The organism is Mesorhizobium sp. WSM4823, assembly GCF_055811195.1.
Genome location: NZ_JBVVQL010000014.1, coordinates 73,973 through 96,767, shown reverse-complemented (window position 1 = coordinate 96,767; position 22,795 = coordinate 73,973). Strand labels below are relative to the sequence as shown.

Sequence of the window (22,795 nt, the reverse complement as noted above, 5' to 3'; positions counted from 1 at the left end):
GTGATGACTGCTCGAGAGCAACGTGGAGTTTGCGGCTTTCACATGATCGTCAGTTTGCCGGCGCCGGACTAGCCGGTGCATTGTCGGCCGGTGGCGCGTCGGTTCCGCTGTTGTCGGGTGCCGGAGTATCGGTCTCGTCGCCGGTTGCCGGCGCGTCCGCCGCGGGTGCGTCGGCGGCCGGGGGCGTCTCGGCGCCGGTCTCGGGTGCCGGCTGGCTAGGATTGAGCCTGTTGAGGATCGCGTTTTCCGGATCCTCGGGCAGCAGGCTTTCGAGCTTGGCTCCGACCGATTCGAGCAGCGGCCGCGACTTGGCGTTGGCAATCCAGCCGGGAGCCTTGGCGCCGGCCAGCCAGTTGAAGAACAGCAGCGCCACCGCGACGACCAGAATGCCGCGCGCTGCGCCATAGAGGAAACCGAGTGTGCGGTCGAGCGCACCGATCCTGGAATCGATGATCCAGTCGGCCAGCTTCATGGTGATGACGGAAACCACGATCAGTGCGATGATGAAGACGATGCCGGCGGCGGCCACCATGGCGATCTTCTCATTATCGACATAGGGCTGAACGTAAGGCAGGACCGGTTTGTAGAGGAAGAACGCCGCCGCCGCTGCCGCTATCCAGGAGATGATGGAGAGGACCTCGCGCGAAAAGCCGCGAACCATGGCGAGCATCGCCGAAACCAAGGTGAAGCCGACGAGAATTCCGTCAAGCAGCGTAATCGGCATGTCTTTTTGCCCCACTTCATGAGCCGCGTCACTCTTGCTCGTCGGCACGGCTGCGCCGTGAGCCGGCTATGCGCGCCACGAGATCGGCAAGCTCGGTGGGCTGGAAAGCGCCGGCCCCTATCCCCCCGGCAAGTTCCTCGCTGCCCAAGGGCAGAACCGCGCTTCCAAAACCCAGCTTTTCGGCTTCCTTTAGGCGCTGCTGCGCGTGCGCAACCGGCCTCACGGCGCCCGAAAGGCTGATTTCGCCGAAATAGACGCAATCGGCCGGAAGGGCAAGACCGGTGAGCGATGAAACCAGTGCGGCCGCCACCGCCAGATCGGCGGCCGGCTCCGAGATGCGGTAGCCGCCGGCAACGTTGAGATAGACGTCGTGGGTACCAAAGCGGACCCCGCAATGGGCTTCGAGAACGGCGAGGATCATTGACAGCCTGGCGCCGTCCCAGCCGACGACGGCGCGGCGAGGCGTGCCAAGCGACGACGGCGCCACCAGCGCCTGGATTTCGACCAGCACCGGACGGGTGCCTTCCATGCCGGCGAAAACCGCCGCGCCCGGCGCTTTCGCATGCCGTTCGCCAAGAAAAAGCTCGGACGGGTTGGCGACCTCGCGCAGGCCCATATCAGACATTTCGAAGACGCCGATCTCGTCGGTCGGTCCGAAGCGATTCTTGACCGTGCGCAGGATGCGGTAGTGGTGACCGCCTTCGCCCTCGAAGTAGAGCACGGCGTCGACCATATGCTCGACGACGCGCGGCCCGGCGATCTGGCCTTCCTTGGTGACGTGGCCGACGAGCACGATCGCCGCCCCTGTGGATTTCGCATAGCGGATCATCGCCTGGGCGGCGGCGCGGACCTGGGTGACGGTGCCGGGCGCCGAATCGGCCATATCGGTCCACAAGGTCTGGATCGAATCGAGGATCACCAGGTCCGGCCGCTTGCCGTCGGCAATTGTGGCGAGGATGTCCTCGACATTGGTCTCGGCCGCCAGCTCCACCGGCGTGTCGGCGACGCCGAGCCGTTGCGCGCGCAGCCTGATCTGAGCGACGGCCTCTTCGCCCGAGACATAGACGATGCGGTGGCCCTTTGCGGCGAGGGCCGCGGCCGCCTGGGTCAACAGCGTCGACTTGCCGATGCCGGGGTCGCCGCCGACCAGCAGGGCCGAGCCGCGCACGAAGCCGCCGCCGGTGGCGCGGTCGAGTTCGCCGATGCCGGAGACGATGCGCGGCGCATCCTCGATATCGCCGGACAAAGTCGTGAGCACCACGGCGCGGCCCTTGCGTGCATTGCGCGTGTTGGCCGGACCCGAGCCGATGCCGCCGGACGTGCCTTCCTCGACCAGCGTATTCCACTCGCCGCAAGCATCGCATTTGCCGGCCCAGCGCTGATGCACCGAACCGCAATTTTGGCAGATGAACTGGACGCGGGACTTGGCCATCAGGCTGATGCCGTTTGATGATCGGCCGGGGTAAACGGCAGGTAGCTTGGCGAGATGAGGCGGAGTGAGACCTGTATCAAGAGGTCACTCAAACCTGTCCGGCAGATGATGCTCCTCGGCGAGGTCGGAGAAGCGGGTGAATTCGCCCTGGAAGGCAAGGCTGACAGTGCCGGTCGGCCCGTGGCGCTGCTTGGCAATGATCACTTCGGCCTTGCCTTGAACCTCGGCCATCTTGGCTTCCCAGGTAAGATGCTCTGGCGTGCCTTTCTCCGGCTCTTTGTTTTTTATGTAATATTCCTCGCGGTAAACGAACAGCACCACGTCCGCGTCCTGCTCGATCGAGCCCGATTCGCGCAAGTCGGACAGTTGAGGATGCTTGTCGTCACGGCTTTCGACCTGACGCGAGAGCTGGGAAAGCGCGATGATCGGCACGGACAGTTCCTTGCCAAGCGCCTTCAACCCGGTGGTGATCTCGGTGATTTCCTGGACACGATTCTGCGACGCTTTGGCAGACGAGCCCTGCATGAGCTGGATGTAGTCGATGACCATTAAATCCAGCCCGCGCTGGCGCTTGAGGCGACGAGCGCGAGCCGCAAGCTGGGCAATCGATATACCGCCTGTCTGGTCGATATACAGCGGACGCTTGTGGTTCTCCTGGGTGTACGCGACAAGCTTTCCGAAATCGGCTTCGGTCAAATCGCCACGCCTGATCTTCGACGATGGGATTTCTGTCTGCTCGGAGATGATGCGGGTGGCCAACTGCTCCGACGACATTTCGAGCGAGAAGAAGCCGACCACACCACCATTGGCCGCCCTGACGGAGCCGTCGGCCTGCTGTGCAGGTTCATAGGCGGCAGCGATGTTATACGCGATGTTGGTGGCCAGCGACGTCTTGCCCATGCCCGGGCGCCCGGCGATGATGATCAAATCCGATGGCTGCAAGCCGCCCATGCGGTTATCGAGATCGCGCAGGCCGGTGGCAATTCCCGACAGGTGGCCGTCGCGCATATAGGCGGCACTGGCCATGTCGACGGCATTCTTCAACGCATCGGAAAAACTCTCAAAACCACCATCGTAGCGGCCGTTTTCAGCCAGTTCGAACAGGCGCCGCTCGGCGTCCTCGATCTGTTCGCCCGGCGACATGTCGACCGGCGCGTCATAGGCGATATTGACCATGTCTTCGCCGACGGTGATCAGTGCGCGTCGCGTAGCGAGATCGTAGATTGCGCGACCGTAATCGGCGGCGTTGACGACGGTGACCGCCTCGACGGCCAGCCGCACGACATACTGCGCAACCGTCATGTCGCCGACCTTCTCGTCCGCGGGCAGGAAGGTCTTCAGCGTGATCGGCGTCGCCACCTTGCCCATGCGAATGAGCTCGGCGGCGACCTCGAAGATTTTTCTGTGCAAAGGCTCGTAGAAATGGCCTGACTTGAGGAAGTCTGAGACGCGGTAGAAGGCGTCGTTGTTGACCAGGATGGCGCCAAGCAGCGCCTGCTCGGCTTCGATGTTGTTCGGCGCCTCGCGATAGAGCGGTGTTTCCGCCACGCCGAATTTTCGCGCTGCTTCTGCCATGATGTCCCCGATTTCGATCCCGGCCTCTCGATAACAGAACGAGGAAAAGCCGGTGCTGACTTATATGCATCACTCGCGCTCAAACAGCGTTGATGCCCGCTGTTCACAGGAACGGCAAACCGTCCACAGGACAGAATTCCCGGGCTCTGATTCCATTTGACACGGCAAGGTTGCGATTCTACGCGACGCGTTGAACAAAGCAAGAACAAAATCGAAGAGGAGGAAGCTGCATCAGGAGTGGACGCGAGATTAGATTGTGTCCCCCCAGCCCAGTCGCCGCGCCACCTTGAACATCTCGCCGTCGCGTTTGGTGAACAGTTTCTCGTCGGCGCGGCCGTCCTTTTCGCAGAGTTTCAGCAAAACCTTGCCGGAACCCGATTTCGGCGGCGCGATCACGCGCGCCGAGCGGGAAGGGGCGGGCTGCCGCGAGGCAGCGACATAGATGAATTTTTCGTCCTCCCATGGCACGTCGGCATCCTTGGCCAGCCGGTGCAGGCGCGAACGCGCGACACGGCGCGAAAAATGGCACCAGTCGGGCGCCACGAGCGGGCAGGGCGCCTCATGCGGGCAAGGCGCAAGCACATGCGCGCCTGCCTCGATCAGGTGCCGGCGCACGGCAAGGATGCGCTGCCATCCGGCAGGCGTGCCCGGCTCGACGACCAGCAGCGTGTCGTCGGTCAGATGCCAGAGCCGGTCGACGAGTTTTGGCAGTGACGCCGGAGCGATCTCGTCCAGTACGTAGGCGCAGGTGACCAGATCGGCCGGCTTGAGATCGGCAAGGTCGACCGTGACATCGCCGGCCAGCCAGGCAATCCTGGCCGTCATCGCCTTAGCGGCAAGAACCTCGCCGACCCGGCGCACTGCGGCACTCGCCTCGATCAGCACCGCCTGCTCGAGGTCGGGCCAGAGATCGAGACCGGCCCAAAGCACTGTACCTGGGCCGGCGCCGACGTCGAGCAGGGTTTTCGGCGCATAATCGGGCCTCGCCTCGCTGACCGCATCCAGACTGGCACGGACGGCGGCGTAGGTCGCCGGCAGCCGTGTTGCCAGATAGGCCTTGACCGCCATCTCCTCGGCCATGTGCAGCCGGCCGTCGCGCAGCTCGGCGCGGTAGCGGTCCGACAGCGTTCTTGCCGCTTGCTTCAGCGCCGGCAGCGGCACTTTCTCGAGGAGGCGCTCGACGCCCTGTCGAAGCGGGATAGGCAGTTCCATGGCTCATGCTCCCCGAGGCGCGAGCAGGATGACCGACGCACCAACGATGCAGAGCGCGGCACCGGCGAGGTCCCAGCGGTCGGGGCGCACTCCCTCCACCAGCCACAGCCATCCTAGCGAGGCGGCGATGTAAATGCCGCCATAAGCGGCATAAGCGCGGCCCGCCGCACCGATGTCGACCAGCGCCAGCAGGAAGCCGAACAGGGCGAGCGAGGCCAAGCCTGGCGCTAGCCACAGCGCAGACTTTTCCAGCCGCCACCACGCCCAGATCGAAAAGCAGCCGGCGATCTCGGCAAGGGCTGCAACGATGTAGATGAGATAGGTCATGAAAAAAGGTCTCGCGGCGACGGCGAGACCTTTTTCAGCGTGCGGGCCAGCGATGGCAAGCGGCAATGGCGAAATCGCCGGAAGTCTATTCCGTATCCGCCACCTTGCGGCGCCGGGCGGGCTTGGCGGCAGGGGCTTTTGGGCGATGCCCCATGTCGCGCATCTCCAGCGCCTTCTCGCATTTGGCCATGTAGTCGCGCGTCATCGGCAAAGTATCGTTCTTCTTGGCAATCTGGATCTGGAAGATCACCAGGTCCTGCCAGCGGAAGGCGGCTTCAGAGGCCGCCAGATAGAACTCCCACATGCGGCAGAAACGCTCGTCGTAAATCGCCTTGGCCTTGTCGCGATTGGCAGCGAAGCGCTCGCCCCAATGCTTAAGCGTGTCGGCATAATGCAGCCGCAGGATTTCGATGTCGGTGACGACGAGGCCCGACTTCTCGATCGCCGGCATCACCTCCGATAGCGCAGGGATGTAGCCGCCCGGGAAGACATACTTGCGGATGAAGGCGCTGGTTGCCCACGGCACGCCGGAGCGGCCGATCGTGTGCAGCAGCATGACGCCGTCCGGCTTCAAGAGCGTCGCCGATTTGTCGAAGAAGGTGCGGAAGTGGTTGACGCCGACATGCTCGAACATGCCGACCGAGACGATCCGGTCGAAGCGCTCGTTGAGCTCGCGATAATCCCTCAATTCGAAATGCACGCGGTTTTCCAGACCTTGCGCATGTGCCCGGTCGGTGGCGACGCCATGCTGCTCGGTCGACAACGTCACGCCTTGCACGTCCACGTCGAAGGACTTGGCGAGATAGAGACCGAGCCCGCCCCAGCCGGAACCGATGTCGAGCACGGTTTGGCCGGCCTTCAGCCTGAGCTTGGCGGCAATGTGGCGCTTCTTGGCGGCCTGCGCCTCATCGAGCGTCATATCCGGCTGCTCGAAATAGGCGCAGGAATACTGCATGTCCTCGTCGAGGAACAGCCGGTAGAGGTCGCCCGACAGATCGTAGTGGCGCTGCACGTTGCGGCGCGCGCGCGCCGCCGTGTTGATCTGCTGCAGGCGGCGGAAGGCGTGACGCAGGCCCTCGATCGCCTTCGACCATGTGGCATCGATGCCGCCGCTACCCATGTTCTGGAAAGCGATGCGCATGACCCCCAGCACGCCGCCCTCGAGTATGTCGAGTTCGCCGTCCATATAGGCTTCCGGCACCGCCAGCATCGGATCGAAGGTAATGGCGCGCTCGGCATGCGCGGTCTTGATGTGCATGTGCACTGGCTCGCCGCTGCCGTCGCCGAAAATGACCGAGAAGCCCTTCGGTCCGGTTACTTTGAGATTTCCGGTGCGCACCAGCCGGTCGAGAACGCGTTTCAACAGAATATTCATGACCAATTGTCCCCTCTCGGTCAGACAAGCTGTCCTATTCTGCATCAACATATAGGGTTTCGAAAAGTTCCTGTTGGCACAAAAATGCCCGGGCGAGGCGCCCAGGCATTGGTCCAGAAATGACTGGAAGCCGACGAAATTGTTTAGGCGCCGCGCTGACCCCTATGAAGTGCAATCAGCCGTTGTCTTCGCCGCCTTCGAACTCGGCATTGGGGTCGAAGAAGTTATCCGGGCGCGCATTGTCGTTGATGTCTTCGCCATAGATGGCTTCGGCGGTGGTCAGCGTCTCGCCCTTGGCCTGGCGCTCGGCTTCATCGGCCGTGCGGGCGATGTTGAGCGTGATGGTGACCTCGACTTCCGGATGTAGCGCGATCGCCACATTGGTAAGGCCGATGGTCTTGATCGGCTGGTTGAGCAGGATCTGGTTGCGGTTGACCGAAAAGCCTTCCGCGGTCAGCAGCTCGGCGATGTCGCGGGTCGATACCGAGCCGTAGAGCTGGCCGGTTTCGCCTGCCGAACGCACGGCGATGAAGCTCTTGCCGTCGAGCTTTTCCGAAATCTGCATGGCCTCGGACTTGCGCTCGAGGTTACGGGCTTCGAGTTGGGCACGCTGTCCCTCGAACTTCTTTTTGTTGGCTTCGTTGGCGCGCAGCGCCTTGCCCTGCGGCAGCAGGAAGTTGCGGGCGAATCCGTCCTTGACCTTGACGGTGTCGCCCATCTGGCCGAGGCGGGATACGCGCTCGAGAAGAATGACATCCATGGTTTTGTTCCTTCGTTTGGGCGCCAAAATCACTGGCATCGACGCCGAATTGTCTGGAACAGGTCAGGAAGCAGAGGGCGTCGCCGCCAATGTCGCTGTCCTGCCTGTCGCGGCAGTTAGAGGTATCACCTCAACCCGGGATTTGATGGCAACCCTGCGGCGCCCGTCGCCGTGGGAAGCGGGCGGCGAACCGCCCGCTGAAGAGTGTTAGCGAACCACGTAGGGCAGCAGGCCGAGGAAGCGGGCGCGCTTGATCGCCTTGGCGAGTTCGCGCTGCTTCTTCTGGCTGACGGCGGTGATGCGCGACGGCACGATCTTGCCGCGCTCGGAAATGTAGCGCTGCAGAAGACGTACGTCCTTGTAGTCGATCTTGGGCGCGTTTGCACCGGAGAACGGGCAGGTCTTGCGGCGGCGGTGGAACGGGCGCCGGGTCGGGATTTGATTGATGTCGACCATTATTCTGCACTCCCTTCAACGCCTTCGCGCGGACGGCGCGGACCACGGTCTGCACCAGCGTCGCCACCGAAGCTGCGCGGCGGACGATCGCCACGGTCGCCGCGATCGCGGTCACCGAACGAGCGCGGGCCACGGTCACGATCGCCGAAGCCGCCGCGTTCAGAGCGCTCTTCGCGCTTCTGCATCATCGCCGACGGGCCTTCCTCATGCGCATCGACCTTGATGGTGAGGAAACGCAGCACATCCTCGGACAGGCCCATCTGGCGCTCCATCTCGTTGAGCGCAGCCGGCGGGCAGGTGATGTCCATCAGCGTGTAGTACGCCTTCCGGTTCTTGTTGACCCGGTAGGTGAGGGACTTCAGTCCCCAGTTCTCGACCCGGCCGACGGACCCGCCATTCGCTGAGATGACGCCCTTGTACTGTTCGACAAGCGCATCGACCTGCTGCTGCGAGAGGTCCTGCCGGGCAAGAAACACATGTTCGTAAAGAGCCATATTGTTCTCAAGCCTTTCTTCGTTTCTCTCCCGGTTCCCGGCGGCAAAAGCCTCTGCAACTTCTCTGACCCGCCGATCCCTAGAGGAGGCGGGGAAGAAAGGAGCATGACGAGACGGTCGAGAGCGGAGACACGGGAGGCGGAAGCGCTTCTGGCCCCACACGAAGGTTTCGAAAAACCTCCGGCCCTCCGTTCAGCCCCCAGCAAGGACCGGCAGATTGCGGGCGTCTATACAGGAATCCGGCTGGATGGCAAGGGCGAGTCCGAAGACCCACCGCCGCAGGACGACATGTCGCGACAGCTTCAGCTTGTATGCGGGAGCTTATTCACTGTTTCCGGGAAGAAGTCGGGCGCCGCTCGGCGCTTGCCGAACATCATATCATATTGCAGCAGACGGAAATCGCGAATGGCAGGGTCGATTTCCTTCTTGCGCGCCCAATCCGGCGTGGCCTCGCCGGCCGGCGTCAATAGCAGATTGCGGTCGACGACACGGTAATGCTCGCGCATCTGGCCGAGAAAGCCGGTGTAATAGGGATGGCTGATCCCAGCCGCGGTCAGGATATGGTAGGGCAGGAAGGCAGGGCTTACTGCGCCCATCTCCTCGGCTGGCCCGGTGCGGTTCGACCATACGACCAGCGGCGTCTGGTGGTGCAGCAGCATTTGGTCAGGTGGTTCTTTGCGCGGCGCGACATTATCCTTGAGGAAGCCGGTCTCGACATAGACTGGACCGAGCGGCGGCAGATGGTCGCCGAAGAAGGCGATGACCGTCGGGCGCCGGCGGTTCTTCGCCCATTCGACAAGGCGCCCGAGGCCCTTGTCGGCGTCGGCTGCGCCCTCCGTAAAGCTCAGCAGCGAATCCTTCGCCCACTGGCTGGTCGGCGCCTGCACCTTGTGGGTCGGATTGTAGTAGCGATTCGGCTCGTAGGGGCCGTGGTTCTGCAGGCTGACGGCAAAGAGGAAGAACGGATCGTCGGTGGCGTCGGCCTCGCGGATGATCTCGTCGGTCATCGCTGCGTCCGAGGCCAGCGGCCCGCGCTTTTCGAGGTACGGCAGGTTTTCTTCCGACTTGAAGTCGTCGAAGCCGAAATCCGCATAGACGGGTGTGCGGTTCCAGAACCAGCTCGTGCCCGGATGGATGGCGCGCGTCTCATAGCCCTGGCTCTTCAGGAACGTCGCCATCGACGGCACGGGCGCGCGGACATATTGCTGGTAGGGGATGCTTCCGGCCGGCAGGAAGGCGTTGGAAAAGCCGGTCAGTGCCTCGAACTCGACATTGGCGGTCATGCCGCCGAATTCAGGCGAGAACATCGAACCCGAGCGCAGCGCCCGCACATTGGGAATCGGATCGGGCGTAATGGCGACGCCGGGCAACTCGGTCGGATCCCAGAAGGATTCGCTCATGACGATGATAATGTCGGGCTTCTCGGCCGGTACCGATGCCGTCACGTCGGGCCTGTCGATCGCTGCGATCGACTTGTCGGAATAGCCCGCAGGCGCCGAGACATGGGCCATCGGCACGTTGAGCGCGAAGGCCAGCGCGAAGCCGTTGGAGGCGTAGTTTTCCTTCTGATCCCACATGATCGGGATGATCTGCAACCGGTCACGCGTCCACGAGAAGGTGGCGTAATCCATGATCGAGACGAAGAAGGCGAGCAGCGGCACGGTCAGCGTCAGCCGGGCCAGGCGCCCCTTGCGGCTGAGCGCCGGCACCCGGCGCCGCCATAGCCGCCAGCCATAGACGAGCAGCGACAGGCCGCCAATGATACCAACCGCCAAGGCGAGGGCGGTTCCCGGGCGTTCGCGCACCAGAAGCGGCATCAGCGCCACGATCTGGCGTGAATACAAGAAATCGGTCGGATAGAGCGGATCGCCGAGATAGAGCGATTTCTGATGGCCGACAAAGGCCAGCGCCAGCGTCAGCGGCGCGACGATCATCAGACTCTGGTGACTGCGGCCGAGCACGGCGTCGAGACCGATCAGGATCAACGCGAAAATGATGATGGTGGTCCAGCCCGGTTTGAAAGGCTGCAGGAAGAAGGCGACGGTGCCGGCAAAGTCGCCGCGCACGATCAGCTCGATCGCAAACACCAGGACAGCGGCCGCAAGCAGGCTGACGAGCCCGTAGCGGATAACAGGCCATTTCCGGCCTGGCAGATAGCCGGTGGCCGGATCGCCTTCCAGAAACTGTGGCGCGGCTCTGCCGGCGCGTTTCCTAGTCCTTGCCAACCTACAATTTCCCCCGACCATACACAAAAGCGTCACTGAGCTGTCATCGATATGTCACGAAAAGCTAGCGCCTGTGGCTAAAATAAGAAGAGCCAGCAAACGAATCGTGAGCGATTTTCATCATGAGTGATCGACAAAAAGCCTTTTGGAACAGTCACTCGGCCAGCGATGCCGAGCCGGAGCCGGCCGGGTTGGGTCGCTGACGGACTTGACTTGCCCGCCCGCCTTGCGTCACAGGCAGGAAAAATCAGCGCTTGGGAGCCACAGATGGCCATCGCATTCACCTTTCCGGGACAGGGCAGCCAGGCGGTCGGCATGGGCAAGGATCTCGCCGACGCCTTTCCGGAATCGCGGAAGATCTTCGAAGAGGTTGACGACGCGCTTGGCGAAAACCTGTCGAAACTGATCTGGGAAGGGCCGGAAGAGAGGCTGACGCTGACCGCCAATGCCCAACCGGCGCTGATGGCTGTGTCGCTCGCCGCGATCCGGGCGCTGGAATCGCGCGGCTTCTCGCTGAGGGACAAGGTCGACTATGTCGCCGGCCACTCGCTCGGCGAATATTCGGCACTTGCCGCCGCCGGTTTCGTTTCGGTCGCCGATGCAGCCCGGCTCTTGCGTATCCGCGGCAACGCCATGCAGGCGGCTGTGCCGGCCGGTGAAGGCGCCATGGCGGCGATCATCGGGCTGGAACACGCCGATGTCGAAGACGCCTGCGGTGAAGCGGCCAAAGATTCAGTTTGCCAGATCGCCAACGACAATGGCGGTGGCCAACTGGTGATCTCCGGCGCCAGGGCGGCGGTCGAACTGGCGGCGAGACTGTGCATGGAAAAGGGCGCCAAGCGGGCGCTGATGCTGCAGGTCTCGGCGCCCTTCCATTCGGCGCTGATGGCACCGGCGGCCGAGATCATGCGCGAGGCGCTGGCCGGGGTGACGAAGAACGCGCCGTTGGCGCCCGTGGTCTCCAACGTGTCGGTCACCCCGTCCAGCGATCCGGACGCAATCGCCCGCCGCCTTGTCGAACAGGTGACCGGCCGCGTGCGCTGGCGTGAAACGGTGGAGTGGTTCGGCGCGAATGGCGTTGCGACACTCTACGAGGTGGGCGCCGGCAAGGTGCTGTCGGGACTGGCGAGGCGCATCAACCGCGATATCGCCACTGGCGCCGTCGGCACGCCGGCGGAAGTCGAGGCGGCACTGGCGGCGCTCGTATAACCGACCACGATTTGACCCCACCCATGTGAAGGGTGTTCTCTTAGCTCAGGAGACAAGACATGTTCGAATTGACTGGCCGCAAGGCGCTCGTCACAGGCGCGTCGGGAGGCATCGGTGAGGCGATCGCCCGGGTGTTGCATGCGCAGGGTGCCATCGTCGGGCTGCATGGCACCCGCGTCGAAAAGCTGGAGATGCTGGCCGCCGAGCTCGGCGACCGGGTCAAGCTGTTCCCGGCGAACCTTTCCAACCGCGACGAGGTCAAGGCGCTCGGCCAGAAGGCCGAGGCCGATCTCGAAGGCGTCGACATTCTCGTCAACAACGCCGGCATTACCAAGGACGGGCTGTTCGTGCGCATGGCGGACGCCGACTGGGATAGCGTGCTTGAAGTCAACTTGACCGCCGTGTTCCGGCTGACCCGCGAACTCACCCATCCGATGATGCGGCGCCGGCACGGCCGCATCATCAACATCACTTCGGTCGTCGGCGTCACCGGCAATCCCGGCCAGACCAATTATTGCGCTTCCAAGGCCGGCATGATCGGCTTTTCCAAGTCGCTGGCGCAGGAGATCGCCACCCGCAACATCACCGTCAACTGCGTCGCCCCTGGCTTCATCGAATCGGCGATGACCGACAAGCTCAACGATAAGCAGAAAGAGGCGATCATGGCGGCGATCCCGACACGGCGCATGGGCACCAGCGCCGAGGTCGCTTCCGCCGTCGCCTACCTCGCATCCAACGAAGCTGCCTATGTCACCGGCCAGACCATTCACGTGAATGGCGGCATGGCGATGATTTGACGGTTGCGGGAAAACACCCCCTTTTCGCCTTGGACCCAGGCCGATTTTCGTGTAATGCGGCCCGCAACCCGGCGGTTCGGGCAAAAACCGGTCCGGTGCCATTGCGTTTCCGGCAGGACCATCTTTCAGCTTGATTAGCGGCATTCTGCCCGCTAACGAAGACAGACAAACAAAAGACGAGGATGCCCAAATGAGTGACACCGCAGAGCGCGTCAAGAAGATCGTTATCGAGCACCTTGGCGTCGATGCCGACAAGGTGACGGAGCAGGCGAGCTTCATCGATGATCTGGGCGCGGATAGCCTCGACACGGTCGAGCTCGTCATGGCGTTCGAAGAAGAGTTCGGCGTCGAGATTCCGGACGATGCGGCCGAAACCATCCTGACTGTTGGCGATGCAGTGAAGTACATCGACAAGGCTTCGGCCTGACGCTATTTGCAGTCATCACCGAGGAGGACCTGCGATGAGGCGTGTCGTCGTCACGGGCCTTGGGTTGCTTTCGCCGTTCGGCATGGGCTTCGAGCATAGCTGGAAGGAGCTTCTGACCGGCCGCAGCGCAGCCAAGCGTATCACCGAGTTCGAGGTGGAGGATCTTGCCTGCAAGGTTGCCCACGTCATTCCGCGCGGCAATGGCGAGAACGCCACCTTCAATCCCGAGGCCGTTCTCGAGCCGAAGGAATTGCGCAAGATCGGCGACTTCATCCTTTACGGGATCGCAGCCGCCGACGAGGCGCTGAAGGATTCGGGGTGGACGCCGAAAACGCACGAGGAGCAGTGCGCCACTGGCGTGCTGATCGGCTCCGGCATCGGTGGCATCGAAGGCATCGCCGAAAACGCGATGATCCTCAAGGAGCGCGGACCGCGCCGCATCAGTCCGTTCTTCATCCCCGGCCAGATCATCAATCTCGTCTCCGGCCAGGTTTCGATCCGGCATGGGCTGAAAGGCCCCAACCACGCCGTCGTCACCGCTTGCTCCACCGGCGCGCACGCCATCGGCGATGCCGCCCGGCTGATCATGTGGGGCGATGCCGACGTAATGGTCGCAGGCGGCGCCGAAGCGCCGGTGACGCGGCTGTCGATCGCCGGTTTCGCTGCTTGCCGTGCACTGTCCACCGACCGCAACGACGCTCCGGAGACGGCCTCGCGTCCCTATGATCGCGACCGTGACGGCTTCGTCATGGGCGAAGGCGCCGGCGTCGTCATTCTGGAAGAGCTGGAGCACGCCAAGGCGCGCGGCGCCAAGATCTATGCCGAGGTAACCGGTTACGGTCTGACCGGCGATGCCTATCACATCACTGCGCCGGCCGAAGATGGCGACGGCGCTTTTCGCTGCATGGTCGCGGCGCTGAACCGGGCCAAGCTGACGCCCGCAGACGTCGACTACATCAATGCGCACGGCACTTCGACCATGGCCGACACGATCGAGCTCGGCGCCGTCGAGCGGCTGGTCGGCAACGCCGCGTCGAAAATATCGATGTCGTCGACCAAGTCGTCGATAGGCCATCTTCTGGGTGCGGCGGGCGCCGCCGAGGCGATCTTTTCGATCCTCGCCATCCGCGACAACATCGCGCCGGCCACCATCAACCTCGACAACCCGGAGCGTGAAACGGCGATCGACCTGGTGCCGCATAAACCGCGTGCCCGCCAGGTTGACGTGGCGCTGTCCAACTCCTTTGGCTTCGGCGGCACCAACGCCTCGCTGGTCTTCCAGCGCTACAATGGCTGACTTGTGCGCCGACCGGCACGGCACGCGCACGTCGTCAATTTTGCCATATTCGCCCCTACTCTGCCCAAGGGGATTCGCTGCAAGATCAAACGGTAGGGCGCCATGAGCACAAATTCGGCGGACAACGGGGAATTAGGGCAGCGGCCCGTACCGTCGGGTCCGATCGTGCCGAAAACGGCCAGCGAGGCGTTGCGGCCTGAAGCCGGCACGCCGCCGCCCAAGCGCTCGCGCGCCTCGCGCAGCCAGTTCGTCGTGTTCATGAACTTCGTCATCTCCCTGGTGATGTTGATGGTTCTGGCGGCCGGCTTTGCATTGTATTTCGGCAAGCAGGAATTCAACGAGCCCGGCCCGTCGGCCAATGCCGACACCTTCCTGGTCAAGCCGAACACCGGCGTCCAAGAAATTGCCGACCAGCTCGAGCGGCGCGGATTGATCAGCGACGCGCGCATCTTCCGCCTTGGCGTGCGTGCCTTTGGCAATGACGCCGCGCTGAAGGCCGGCGAATACGAGATCAAGCCGCAGGCCTCCATGCGCGACATCATGGAGCTGCTGAAAAGCGGCAAGTCGGTGATGTACTCGCTGACCGTCCCGGAGGGACTGACCGTCGAGCAGGCGCTGCAGCGCATCGCCGAGCAGGCAGCGCTCGACGGCGATATGCCTGCGACCATTCCACCCGAGGGCAGCCTTGCTACCGACACGTTGCGCTTCACGCGGGGCGCGACACGCCAGCAGATGGTCGACAAGCTTTTGGCGGATCAGAAGAAGCTGGTCGAGGACGTCTGGCAGCGGCGCGCTCCCGATCTGCCTCTGGCCAGTGTCGATGAGTTCGTCATCCTCGCTTCCATTGTCGAGAAGGAGACGGGAAAGGGCGACGAACGCTCACGGGTCGCCGCCGTCTTCCTCAACCGGCTGGCCAAGGGCATGCGGCTGCAGTCGGATCCAACCATCATCTACGGCCTGTTCGGCGGTAAGGGCAAACCGGCCGACCGCCCGATCTATCAGTCGGACATCAAGAAGCCGACGCCCTACAACACATATCTGATCAACGGCCTGCCGCCGACGCCGATCGCCAATCCCGGCCGTGCGGCGCTGGAAGCGGTGGCCAACCCGTCGAAGACAGACGATCTTTATTTCGTCGCCGACGGCACCGGCGGTCACGTCTTTGCGCCGACGCTCGCCGAGCACAACGAGAACGTCGCTCGCTACCGGGCGCTGCAGAAGAAGCTGGCCGATGAAGCCGCCAAGGCCGGCGCTGCCAAAGCCGACGCTGCCAAGGTGGAAGGTCAGACCGATGCGCCGGTGGACGGCGATACAGGAACGGCGCAATAGCGCCGAACGGTTCTTGGATCGTCCCTCCGATCCGTTTGACGGCAGGGACGTGTCGTTTTTTTGATCCGGAGCGCCTTGCGTCCGATTCGGCGCGAAGAGGCGCTCCAGCATTTTGAAACCGCGTATGATCTGGCCGGAACCGCTTCCGGGGTTATGCGCCAAGGGGGTTGCAAGGGCATCATGAATTTGCAGAGCATGACCGGTTTTGCACGGGCCGTCGCCGAACACGACGGCACGTCGATCGCCTGGGAGGTCAAGTCGGTCAACGGCAAGAGCGTCGAGGTCAGGCTGCGGCTGCCGCAGGGCCACGAGCGACTGGAGCCGGCCGTCAGACAGACGGTGCAAAAGCGCTTCTCGCGCGGCAATTTCCAAGCGACGCTGACCGTCGGCCGCGCCGCCGGCCAGCAGGCGCAGCCCGTGGTCAACGAGGCCTTCCTGAGGGATCTGGCGGAGCTGGCCAAGCGGCTGCAGGAGCAGTTCGGCGCAGCGCCTGCGACAGCCGACGGGCTGCTTTCACTACGCGGCGTGCTCGACATCCCCGAAACCAACGAAGCTGAAGAGGCGCGGGCGGCGCTCGACGGCGCGATCCTATCGGCGCTCGAAGTGGCGCTAGGCGGGCTGGAGCAGGCACGCCAGGGCGAGGGCGCCGCGCTGCGCTCGCTGCTGTCCGGCCATATCGACGCTATCGAGGCGCTGACCCTGCGCGCCGAGGCCGATCCGTCGCGGGAGCCGGCGGTGATACGCGAACGAATTGCCGAGCAGGTTCGGCTGCTGATGGACGCGTCCGCCAATCTCGACGCCGGTCGGTTGCATATGGAAGCGGCGTTCTTGGCCACCAAGGCCGACATCCGTGAGGAGATCGATCGGTTGAAGACGCATGTGGCGTCCGGCCGGGTGCTGCTGTCTGGCGGCGGCGCCATCGGCCGCAAGCTCGATTTTCTGGCGCAGGAATTCAACCGCGAATCGAATACGCTGTGTTCAAAGTCGAACGCCGCTACGGTCACTGCCATAGGGCTTGAGCTGAAGGCGGTCGTCGATCAGTTTCGCGAACAGGTCCAGAATCTGGAGTAACCCTGATGGTCGCCAAGGAGCCGATGGTTGCTAAGGATTTGGGCTCCCGCATTCGCCGCCGGGGTCTGATGCTCGTGCTGTCGTCGCCGTCCGGTGCCGGCAAGTCGACCATTGCGCGCAATCTTCTGGAAAGCGATTCCAGCCTCGAACTATCGGTCTCCGTCACCACGCGGCCGCGTCGCGGCAGCGAGATCGAGGGCGTCCATTATCATTTCCGCACCATGCGTGAGTTCGAGCGACTGCGCGATTCCGACGAACTGCTCGAATGGGCCGAAGTGCATGGCAATTGCTATGCAACGCCGCGTGAACCGGCCGAACTGGCGCTGGCACAGGGCCGCGACATGCTGTTCGACATCGACTGGCAAGGCGCCCAGCAGCTCAAGGAGAAGATGCGCGCCGACATCGTTTCCATCTTCATCCTGCCGCCGTCGATGAAGGAATTGAAGGCCCGGCTGAAGCGCCGCGCCGAGGACCAGGAATCGGTGATCGAGACGCGTCTGAAGAACGCCCGCAACGAGATCGAGCACTGGAAGGAATATGATTTCGTCATCATCAACGACGATCTCGATCGCGCTTTCGCCGAGGTGCGCGGCATCGTGATCGCCGAGCGGCTCAGGCGCGACCGCCGGCCCGGCCTGTTCGACTTCGTTTCGGGATTGCTCGACGAGAAAACGGGTTGATGCCTTTTCCTTCTCCGTAAACGGGGAGAAGAAAGCTAAATCGTATTCGTCAGCCGCACGAACTCCTCGACGCTGAGTGTTTCGGCGCGCCTTGTCGGATCGATTTCGGCGCGGGTGAGCAGGGCTTCACCGCCGAGGCTCTTGACGCTCTGCCGCAGCATCTTGCGGCGCTGGCCGAAGGCCGCTTCGGTGACGCGGCTGAGTTTCTTGACCTCGACGGGCAGGGGATTTGCCCGCGGCACCAGATGTACCACCGACGACGTCACCTTGGGCGGTGGCGTAAACGCCTGTGGCGGCACGTCGAAGGCGATCTTTGCCTCGGTCCGCCAGCCTGCAAGCACGCCCAGCCGGCCATAGGCATCGCTGCCGGGACGGGCGACGATGCGCTCGGCCACCTCGCGCTGGAACATCAGCGTCATCGATGCGTAGAAGGGCGGCCACTCGGCGACGGTCAGCCAGCGTATCAAAAGTTCGGTACCGATGTTGTAGGGCAGGTTCGCGACGATCCTCACAGATCCATCGCCCCTATGCGCCCTTTCGACAAGTGCTGCAAAATCCGTTTTCAGCGCATCGCCGGCAATGATCTGCAGACGGCCCGGATAGTGATCTGATATTTCCGCGAGCGCTGCCAGGCAGCGCTCGTCGCGCTCGATGGCTATGACCCGACCAGCGCCGTGGGAAAGCAGCGCCCGGGTCAGTCCGCCGGGACCCGGACCGACCTCGATCACCGTGGCGTCCGTCAGGTCGCCGGCTGCGCGTGCTACCTTGCCGGTCAGGTTGAGGTCGAGCAGGAAATTCTGGCCGAGCGCCTTTTTCGCCTGCAGCCCATGGCGTTCGATCACCGCGCGCAACGGCGGCAGGCCGTCGATGCTCTTGCGACCGCTCTCATGCAAGGCGCTCATGCGCCGGCAGCCTTCGTCCCGGTATCGGCAAGCCTGCGGGCGAGCCTCAGCGCCGCGATCAGGCTGTCGGCCCGTGCTATGCCCCTGCCTGCTATGTCGAAGGCGGTGCCGTGGTCCGGTGAGGTGCGGATGAAGGGCAGGCCGAGCGTGACGTTGACCGCCTCGTCAAAGGCCAGCGCCTTGGCCGGGATCAACGCCTGGTCATGATACATGCAGAGCGCCACATCGTAGCCGGCCCGGGCGCGGGCATGGAACAGCGTGTCGGCCGGCAACGGCCCGAAGGCGTCGATACCCTCCGCCTTCAGCCTGTCGATCGCCGGGCGGATGATGTGCTCGTCCTCGCCGCCCATCGCGCCGCCCTCGCCGGCATGCGGATTGAGGCCGGCAATGGCAAGCCGTGGCTTGGCGATGCCGAACCGGTGTTCGAGATCGGCGGCGGTGATGCGGGCGGTTGCGACGATCAAGTCTGTCGTCAGCGCTTTCGGCACCTCGCACAGCGCAATGTGGATGGTGACCGGGACTGTGCGCAACTCGGGACCGGCAAGCATCATCACCGGCATTGCTTCTGCGCCGGTGTGGAGCGTCGCCAGATGCGCCAGATACTCGGTATGGCCGGGGAAGCGAAAGCCGGCATCGTAGAGCGGCTTTTTGGCAATCGGGCACGTGACAACAGCCGCTGCGCGGCCGCCAAGACAGTCGTCGACAGCGCGATCGATCGCCTCGATTATCCCAGCGGCGTTGGCTGGATCCGGCCGGCCGGGGTTGTCGACGAAGCCGGCGGCAAGCGGTACGACGGGCAGGGCGCGTGCAAAGACGCGCTCCGCTTCGGCTGGCACCGTCCCCGTGATTGGCACATCGACGCCGAGCAGGCGCGCCCGTGCGGCAATCAGCACCGGATCGGCGAGAAGATAGAAGGGCGGCACACCGGCGCTGTCGCGCGCTTGCCAGGCCGCAATGGCGATCTCCGGCCCGACGCCGGACGGATCGCCTACGCTCAACGCCAGCGGAAGCTGTATCTCTGGCACGCCCGGGATGTCTTAGCGCTCGACAATGCGGGCTTTCTTCCGCAACTCCGCGACATATTTCTCGGAGAGCTCATCGGCGTCCTTTCCGGTCGCGCCCTCGCTTTGGAACACCATCTGGGCAGCCTTGTCGTCGGACACTTCACGTGACGAGCAGATGCCGATGAATTCGACGCCGCGGTCCGTCTCGCGTGTGGTGGTGGCGCCACCGACCTTGGTGGCCTTGATCTGGTCGGCCCATTCCGGCGGCAATTGTGGCGCCAGCACCCGGCCGAGATCGCGAACGGTGACGTCGATCAGGCCCTTGGCAAATTCGCGCGAGGTATTGCAGCCGTTGAAGCGGGCGCGCATGGCGTCGGCCTCGCGCTTGCGCTTGGATAGCGTGGCGCTGCGCTCACTCGCCGGCACGACGAAAATGACCTGCTGCAGCATGTACTCCATGGCTGTAGGCTTGGCGCCGCCTTTGTCGAGCATGCGCCTGACCGCGTCCTGCTCGCTCATGGCGCCGCCGCCGCTCTCAGAGCGATGGCGCGCCGTCAGCGCCTGGTTCCAGGCCATCTGGGAGCGGATGAACTCCTTGAAATGCTCCTTGCCGACGCCGGACTGCGCCATGACGCCATCGAGCTGCTTGAGCTGCATCTTGTTGGTCGTGGCGAAGCGCTGATAGGCGGCATCGACCTGGGCGTCGCTGATGCGGATGCCAAGACGCTTGGCTTCGGCGACGCGCAGTGTCTGCTCGATCATTTCGTTGGCGGCGTCGGCTTTCTTGCGCTGCAGCCGCAGGAAGGCAGCTCGATGCTGGATGTCGCCGGTGGTGATCGGTACGTTGTTGACGACATATTTGATCTGGCTGGCGAAAGCCGGCGGCGTCATCACGGTGATCGAGGCCGAGGTCGCCGCCACCAGCAGCGCGAACCCTGCCGAAAAGAGGTATTTCCTCATCGAAAGCATCCCAATTCTATCTCAGTTCCGGCTCAATTCCATCTCACTATTGAGGGAGCTGAAACCCGTGCCTGCCCTATGCGGCGAAACGATGTCGTTAGAGGGGCGCGCATCCACTTGGATGCATAAGCACGTTCCAACACTTTGAATCTACGCATCGCGCCTTCCGAAAATCAATTCCGATTTTCGGGCCGATGCGTTGGCCGGCCGCCCGTCATCTGCTACTGGTCAGCGTTTGCTACTGGGTAGTGTCGATAGCGCTGGACGACGAGCCGAAATCGCCGAGCGTGCGGAACGACAGGTTGAAACCGACATTCTGCGACACTTCCTTGGTGACCAGGTCACGGGATTCCGAGAACGTCATCAAATAGGTGAAGCATGAATCACTATAGGCAAAGCCGAACCCGTCCTTGACCAGGACACTTTGCTCCAGATCGTAGGTGCCGGTACCGAAGACGCGCCAATTCTCTGCAAGTTGCGTCGAGGCGCCAAGCGTGACCTCGTGGCGATCGGTCGTGAAGCCATAGAGCGGCTGCGCCTCGATGAAGGCATATTTGGCGCTGAACGAAATCGGCAGGCCGGAATAGGCCGCCTTCACCTCGGCGCGGCGAATGTCGAAGCTCTGTTCGTCGAAACGGCCGCTGACCGAGCCGGAGAACCCGGTGGGGCTGTTGAAGCCGACCAGGCCGACATAATCGGAGGTCGCTGTCTCAAGGCCGGACTCGGCGCCGACATTGACCAGGTCCGGCGAATCGAAGGAGTTGCGGCCGTCCAGCTGATAGGATTGGCCGAACAGCGCGTTGGTGCTCCAGCCATTGTCGTAGGCCCCGGAATAGCGCAGCCCAACATTGGCGCGCGTGCCGCCTTCCAGGCGGTCGTAACCGGAGAACTTGTCACGCTCGAACAATGTCGTGGCGTCGAAGACGAAGCTCTGGGCGTCCTCGTTGGGGACAGCAAGACCACCGACATATTGCTCGTTCGGGCGCACGAAGACTTGCGCCATCGGCTCGAAGACGTGGCTGGAGTGGGTCGACGAGAACAGTACCGGCCAACGCATTTCCAGCCCGGCGGTCGCCATGTAGCGGGTGAGCGATGATCGCATGTCGTCATCAACTCCGAAATTCGACGCCATCTGGTTGACAGCAGCTAGCGAGGCCGAGGAGGCATTGACATAGCCGGCGTCGCCGCGCAGCGCCAGCAGCGGCGTCAGCAGCAGCCCGCCATCGGTGGTGAAGGTGCGCTTCCATTCCGCTTCGGCGGTGAGACGGCCCGACTGGCCCTCAATGCCGCGGACATTGTTGACGGACGCAGCGTCGCTGGGATCGGCAAGGATACGATCAAGCCTTTCACGGCTGATTGCCTGCGCGTTGACATTGAACGACAATTGCCCGCCGCCCACCGCCATGTCGGGAATGTAGGCGTAGTCGAGTGAAGGCAGCACCCAGGGCTGCTTGCCGGCGCGCGCGGTCGGATCGTCGGGAAGCGTCTTTTCCTGGACCTCGAAGCGCATGGCGCGCACGTCGAAATAATTGCGGCCGTTGAGGCCGGTCAGGTAGATCGACGAACGATGCACGCTGTCGTTGAAGTCTTCGATGGCGTAGGTGCGCGAGAAGTTCTTGTCGGTCTGCAACAGGACATCCCAGCCGAAGTCCCAGCGCGGATTGATGGCAAACTGGCCCTTGGTGCCCATCATGCCACGGAACTTGTTCGGATCGCCGTCCGCACCCGAATCGACATTGTGCCCGTAGCTGTCGATGAATTCGTCGGGGTCCTCTTGCCGGATGCCGGCGATCTTCAGGCTGTACTGGCCGTTGTTGAAGCGCTGGCGCCACTCGGCTTCGCCAAGGAAGCCCTGCTTGGTGTAGCCGCTGCCGGTGACGGTGAGGTCGTAGGTCGGTGAAAGCGCAAAATAATAGGGGACTTTGACGCCGACGCCGAGCTCGCTCTTGTAGGCGATACCGGGGATCAGGAAGCCGCTCTTGCGCTTGACGGTCGGATCGGCAATCTCGAAAGCCGGCAGATAGGCAAGCGGAAAGCCGAAGAACTCGAAATTCGAATTCTCGAAGCGAACCGTCTTCTTCTCGCCGTTCCAGATGATCTTTCTGGCCTTGATGCGCCAGGTCGGCGCTTTGTCCGGTTTGTCCTCGCACGGCTCGCAGGCCGTGTAGACGCCGTTGTGGAAAGTCGTCAGCACGCCGCCCATGCGTTCCGCGCTTTCGGCGGCGAAATATGCCTTGTCGACGGTTTCGACACGCAGCGCATTGACGAAGCCGTCGGCGAAGTCGTCGGTGATGTCGACATGCTCCGAATAGATCTTGGTGCCATCGCTGTTGACGACCTCGACATTGCCGCTGGCGACGAGGCGTTTGGTGCTGCGATTGTACTCGACCCGCTGAGCGACGAGGCGGTTGCCGCCATAGTCGATCTGGACGCCGCCGACGGCCGTCACCGTCTGGTTGTCGTTGTCATAGACCAGCGTATCCGCCGCCAGCAGCATTTGCGAGCCGGCGGGAACGTCGGCTGCCATGTCGCTGATATC

General features: G+C 63.2%; 21 protein-coding genes. 7 read left to right on the top strand and 14 right to left on the bottom strand.

Annotated features, from left to right (window positions below; all coding sequences use genetic code 11):
* Window positions 1-49 precede the first annotated feature (49 nt).
* The 10 genes from AC0L26_RS26785 to AC0L26_RS26740 form a co-directional block, all read right to left on the bottom strand.
* A complete protein-coding gene (locus tag AC0L26_RS26785; RefSeq protein WP_473635271.1) occupies window positions 50-724 on the bottom strand; it encodes a CvpA family protein in 675 nt (224 codons plus the stop codon).
* Between the two features lie 28 nt (window positions 725-752).
* Window positions 753-2,156, bottom strand: a complete 1,404-nt coding sequence (gene radA / locus AC0L26_RS26780) for a DNA repair protein RadA (protein WP_095483187.1) — start codon at window positions 2,154-2,156, stop codon at window positions 753-755.
* 84 nt (window positions 2,157-2,240) lie between these two features.
* Entirely contained in the window at window positions 2,241-3,731 is a 1,491-nt protein-coding gene (locus AC0L26_RS26775) for a replicative DNA helicase (RefSeq protein ID WP_352928892.1), read from the bottom strand.
* A gap of 249 nt (window positions 3,732-3,980) precedes the next feature.
* A complete protein-coding gene (locus tag AC0L26_RS26770; RefSeq protein ID WP_473635270.1) occupies window positions 3,981-4,943 on the bottom strand; it encodes a small ribosomal subunit Rsm22 family protein in 963 nt (320 codons plus the stop codon).
* Window positions 4,944-4,946: 3 nt separating this feature from the next.
* Window positions 4,947-5,270 (bottom strand): YnfA family protein, encoded by a 324-nt coding sequence (locus AC0L26_RS26765; protein WP_473635269.1) that lies wholly within the window; start codon window positions 5,268-5,270, stop codon window positions 4,947-4,949.
* A gap of 85 nt (window positions 5,271-5,355) precedes the next feature.
* Window positions 5,356-6,645 (bottom strand): class I SAM-dependent methyltransferase, encoded by a 1,290-nt coding sequence (locus tag AC0L26_RS26760; protein ID WP_473635268.1) that lies wholly within the window; start codon window positions 6,643-6,645, stop codon window positions 5,356-5,358.
* A 175-nt stretch (window positions 6,646-6,820) separates the two neighbouring features.
* Complete coding sequence (gene rplI, locus AC0L26_RS26755; protein WP_095496637.1) at window positions 6,821-7,405, bottom strand: 50S ribosomal protein L9; 585 nt, start codon at window positions 7,403-7,405, stop codon at window positions 6,821-6,823.
* Window positions 7,406-7,612: 207 nt separating this feature from the next.
* A complete protein-coding gene (gene rpsR, locus AC0L26_RS26750; protein WP_006203718.1) occupies window positions 7,613-7,861 on the bottom strand; it encodes a 30S ribosomal protein S18 in 249 nt (82 codons plus the stop codon).
* Window positions 7,861-8,355 (bottom strand): 30S ribosomal protein S6, encoded by a 495-nt coding sequence (gene rpsF, locus AC0L26_RS26745; protein ID WP_126040609.1) that lies wholly within the window; start codon window positions 8,353-8,355, stop codon window positions 7,861-7,863. The genes rpsR and rpsF overlap by 1 nt, the downstream gene beginning before the upstream one ends.
* 302 nt (window positions 8,356-8,657) lie before the next feature.
* The gene (locus tag AC0L26_RS26740) at window positions 8,658-10,601 is read right to left on the bottom strand and encodes an LTA synthase family protein (RefSeq protein WP_473635335.1); all 1,944 of its coding nucleotides are present in this window, start codon (window positions 10,599-10,601) and stop codon (window positions 8,658-8,660) included.
* 246 nt (window positions 10,602-10,847) lie between these two features.
* On the opposite strand from AC0L26_RS26740, the gene fabD reads away from it, so the two are divergent.
* The 7 genes from fabD (at window position 10,848) to gmk (ending at window position 17,390) form a co-directional block, all read left to right on the top strand.
* Window positions 10,848-11,789, top strand: coding sequence for an ACP S-malonyltransferase (gene fabD, locus AC0L26_RS26735; RefSeq protein WP_473635267.1), 942 nt, complete (start codon window positions 10,848-10,850; stop codon window positions 11,787-11,789).
* 59 nt (window positions 11,790-11,848) lie between these two features.
* A complete protein-coding gene (gene fabG / locus AC0L26_RS26730; RefSeq protein ID WP_473635266.1) occupies window positions 11,849-12,586 on the top strand; it encodes a 3-oxoacyl-[acyl-carrier-protein] reductase in 738 nt (245 codons plus the stop codon).
* 190 nt (window positions 12,587-12,776) lie between these two features.
* The gene (locus AC0L26_RS26725; protein ID WP_006203723.1) at window positions 12,777-13,013 is read left to right on the top strand and encodes an acyl carrier protein; all 237 of its coding nucleotides are present in this window, start codon (window positions 12,777-12,779) and stop codon (window positions 13,011-13,013) included.
* 34 nt (window positions 13,014-13,047) lie between these two features.
* Window positions 13,048-14,310, top strand: a complete 1,263-nt coding sequence (gene fabF / locus AC0L26_RS26720) for a beta-ketoacyl-ACP synthase II (RefSeq protein ID WP_127292612.1) — start codon at window positions 13,048-13,050, stop codon at window positions 14,308-14,310.
* A gap of 102 nt (window positions 14,311-14,412) precedes the next feature.
* The gene (mltG, locus tag AC0L26_RS26715) at window positions 14,413-15,639 is read left to right on the top strand and encodes an endolytic transglycosylase MltG (RefSeq protein WP_352928871.1); all 1,227 of its coding nucleotides are present in this window, start codon (window positions 14,413-14,415) and stop codon (window positions 15,637-15,639) included.
* A 180-nt stretch (window positions 15,640-15,819) separates the two neighbouring features.
* Entirely contained in the window at window positions 15,820-16,710 is an 891-nt protein-coding gene (locus tag AC0L26_RS26710; protein ID WP_473635265.1) for a YicC/YloC family endoribonuclease, read from the top strand.
* 5 nt (window positions 16,711-16,715) lie between these two features.
* Window positions 16,716-17,390, top strand: coding sequence for a guanylate kinase (gmk, locus tag AC0L26_RS26705; RefSeq protein WP_473635264.1), 675 nt, complete (start codon window positions 16,716-16,718; stop codon window positions 17,388-17,390).
* A 35-nt stretch (window positions 17,391-17,425) separates the two neighbouring features.
* Here the strand turns inward: gmk and rsmA are convergent, their stop codons facing one another.
* From rsmA to AC0L26_RS26685, 4 genes are all read right to left on the bottom strand, one after another.
* Window positions 17,426-18,292 carry a 16S rRNA (adenine(1518)-N(6)/adenine(1519)-N(6))-dimethyltransferase RsmA gene (gene rsmA, locus AC0L26_RS26700; protein ID WP_473635263.1) on the bottom strand — a complete coding sequence of 289 codons (867 nt, stop codon included), beginning with the start codon at window positions 18,290-18,292 and terminating at the stop codon, window positions 17,426-17,428.
* Entirely contained in the window at window positions 18,289-19,317 is a 1,029-nt protein-coding gene (gene pdxA / locus AC0L26_RS26695; protein ID WP_473635262.1) for a 4-hydroxythreonine-4-phosphate dehydrogenase PdxA, read from the bottom strand. The genes rsmA and pdxA overlap by 4 nt, the downstream gene beginning before the upstream one ends.
* A 12-nt stretch (window positions 19,318-19,329) precedes the next feature.
* Window positions 19,330-20,265, bottom strand: coding sequence for a SurA N-terminal domain-containing protein (locus AC0L26_RS26690; protein ID WP_473635261.1), 936 nt, complete (start codon window positions 20,263-20,265; stop codon window positions 19,330-19,332).
* A 229-nt stretch (window positions 20,266-20,494) separates the two neighbouring features.
* The gene (locus tag AC0L26_RS26685) at window positions 20,495-22,783 is read right to left on the bottom strand and encodes an LPS-assembly protein LptD (protein WP_473635260.1); all 2,289 of its coding nucleotides are present in this window, start codon (window positions 22,781-22,783) and stop codon (window positions 20,495-20,497) included.
* Window positions 22,784-22,795: the final 12 nt, after the last annotated feature.

What these genes read in the sequence shown, in the direction of transcription:
- fabD (WP_473635267.1), top strand. Translation starts at nt 10,848, where the DNA reads ATGGCCATCGCATTCACCTTTCCGGGACAGGGCAGCCAGGCGGTCGGC.
- rsmA (WP_473635263.1), bottom strand. Translation starts at nt 18,292, where the DNA reads ATGAGCGCCTTGCATGAGAGCGGTCGCAAGAGCATCGACGGCCTGCCG.
- AC0L26_RS26765 (WP_473635269.1), bottom strand. Translation starts at nt 5,270, where the DNA reads ATGACCTATCTCATCTACATCGTTGCAGCCCTTGCCGAGATCGCCGGC.
- fabF (WP_127292612.1), top strand. Translation starts at nt 13,048, where the DNA reads ATGAGGCGTGTCGTCGTCACGGGCCTTGGGTTGCTTTCGCCGTTCGGC.
- AC0L26_RS26775 (WP_352928892.1), bottom strand. Translation starts at nt 3,731, where the DNA reads ATGGCAGAAGCAGCGCGAAAATTCGGCGTGGCGGAAACACCGCTCTAT.
- AC0L26_RS26740 (WP_473635335.1), bottom strand. Translation starts at nt 10,601, where the DNA reads ATGGTCGGGGGAAATTGTAGGTTGGCAAGGACTAGGAAACGCGCCGGC.
- AC0L26_RS26760 (WP_473635268.1), bottom strand. Translation starts at nt 6,645, where the DNA reads ATGAATATTCTGTTGAAACGCGTTCTCGACCGGCTGGTGCGCACCGGA.
- AC0L26_RS26685 (WP_473635260.1), bottom strand. Translation starts at nt 22,783, where the DNA reads ATGGCAGCCGACGTTCCCGCCGGCTCGCAAATGCTGCTGGCGGCGGAT.
- mltG (WP_352928871.1), top strand. Translation starts at nt 14,413, where the DNA reads ATGAGCACAAATTCGGCGGACAACGGGGAATTAGGGCAGCGGCCCGTA.
- rpsF (WP_126040609.1), bottom strand. Translation starts at nt 8,355, where the DNA reads ATGGCTCTTTACGAACATGTGTTTCTTGCCCGGCAGGACCTCTCGCAG.
- radA (WP_095483187.1), bottom strand. Translation starts at nt 2,156, where the DNA reads ATGGCCAAGTCCCGCGTCCAGTTCATCTGCCAAAATTGCGGTTCGGTG.
- fabG (WP_473635266.1), top strand. Translation starts at nt 11,849, where the DNA reads ATGTTCGAATTGACTGGCCGCAAGGCGCTCGTCACAGGCGCGTCGGGA.
- rpsR (WP_006203718.1), bottom strand. Translation starts at nt 7,861, where the DNA reads ATGGTCGACATCAATCAAATCCCGACCCGGCGCCCGTTCCACCGCCGC.
- gmk (WP_473635264.1), top strand. Translation starts at nt 16,716, where the DNA reads ATGGTCGCCAAGGAGCCGATGGTTGCTAAGGATTTGGGCTCCCGCATT.
- AC0L26_RS26785 (WP_473635271.1), bottom strand. Translation starts at nt 724, where the DNA reads ATGCCGATTACGCTGCTTGACGGAATTCTCGTCGGCTTCACCTTGGTT.
- AC0L26_RS26710 (WP_473635265.1), top strand. Translation starts at nt 15,820, where the DNA reads ATGAATTTGCAGAGCATGACCGGTTTTGCACGGGCCGTCGCCGAACAC.
- AC0L26_RS26770 (WP_473635270.1), bottom strand. Translation starts at nt 4,943, where the DNA reads ATGGAACTGCCTATCCCGCTTCGACAGGGCGTCGAGCGCCTCCTCGAG.
- rplI (WP_095496637.1), bottom strand. Translation starts at nt 7,405, where the DNA reads ATGGATGTCATTCTTCTCGAGCGCGTATCCCGCCTCGGCCAGATGGGC.
- AC0L26_RS26725 (WP_006203723.1), top strand. Translation starts at nt 12,777, where the DNA reads ATGAGTGACACCGCAGAGCGCGTCAAGAAGATCGTTATCGAGCACCTT.
- AC0L26_RS26690 (WP_473635261.1), bottom strand. Translation starts at nt 20,265, where the DNA reads ATGCTTTCGATGAGGAAATACCTCTTTTCGGCAGGGTTCGCGCTGCTG.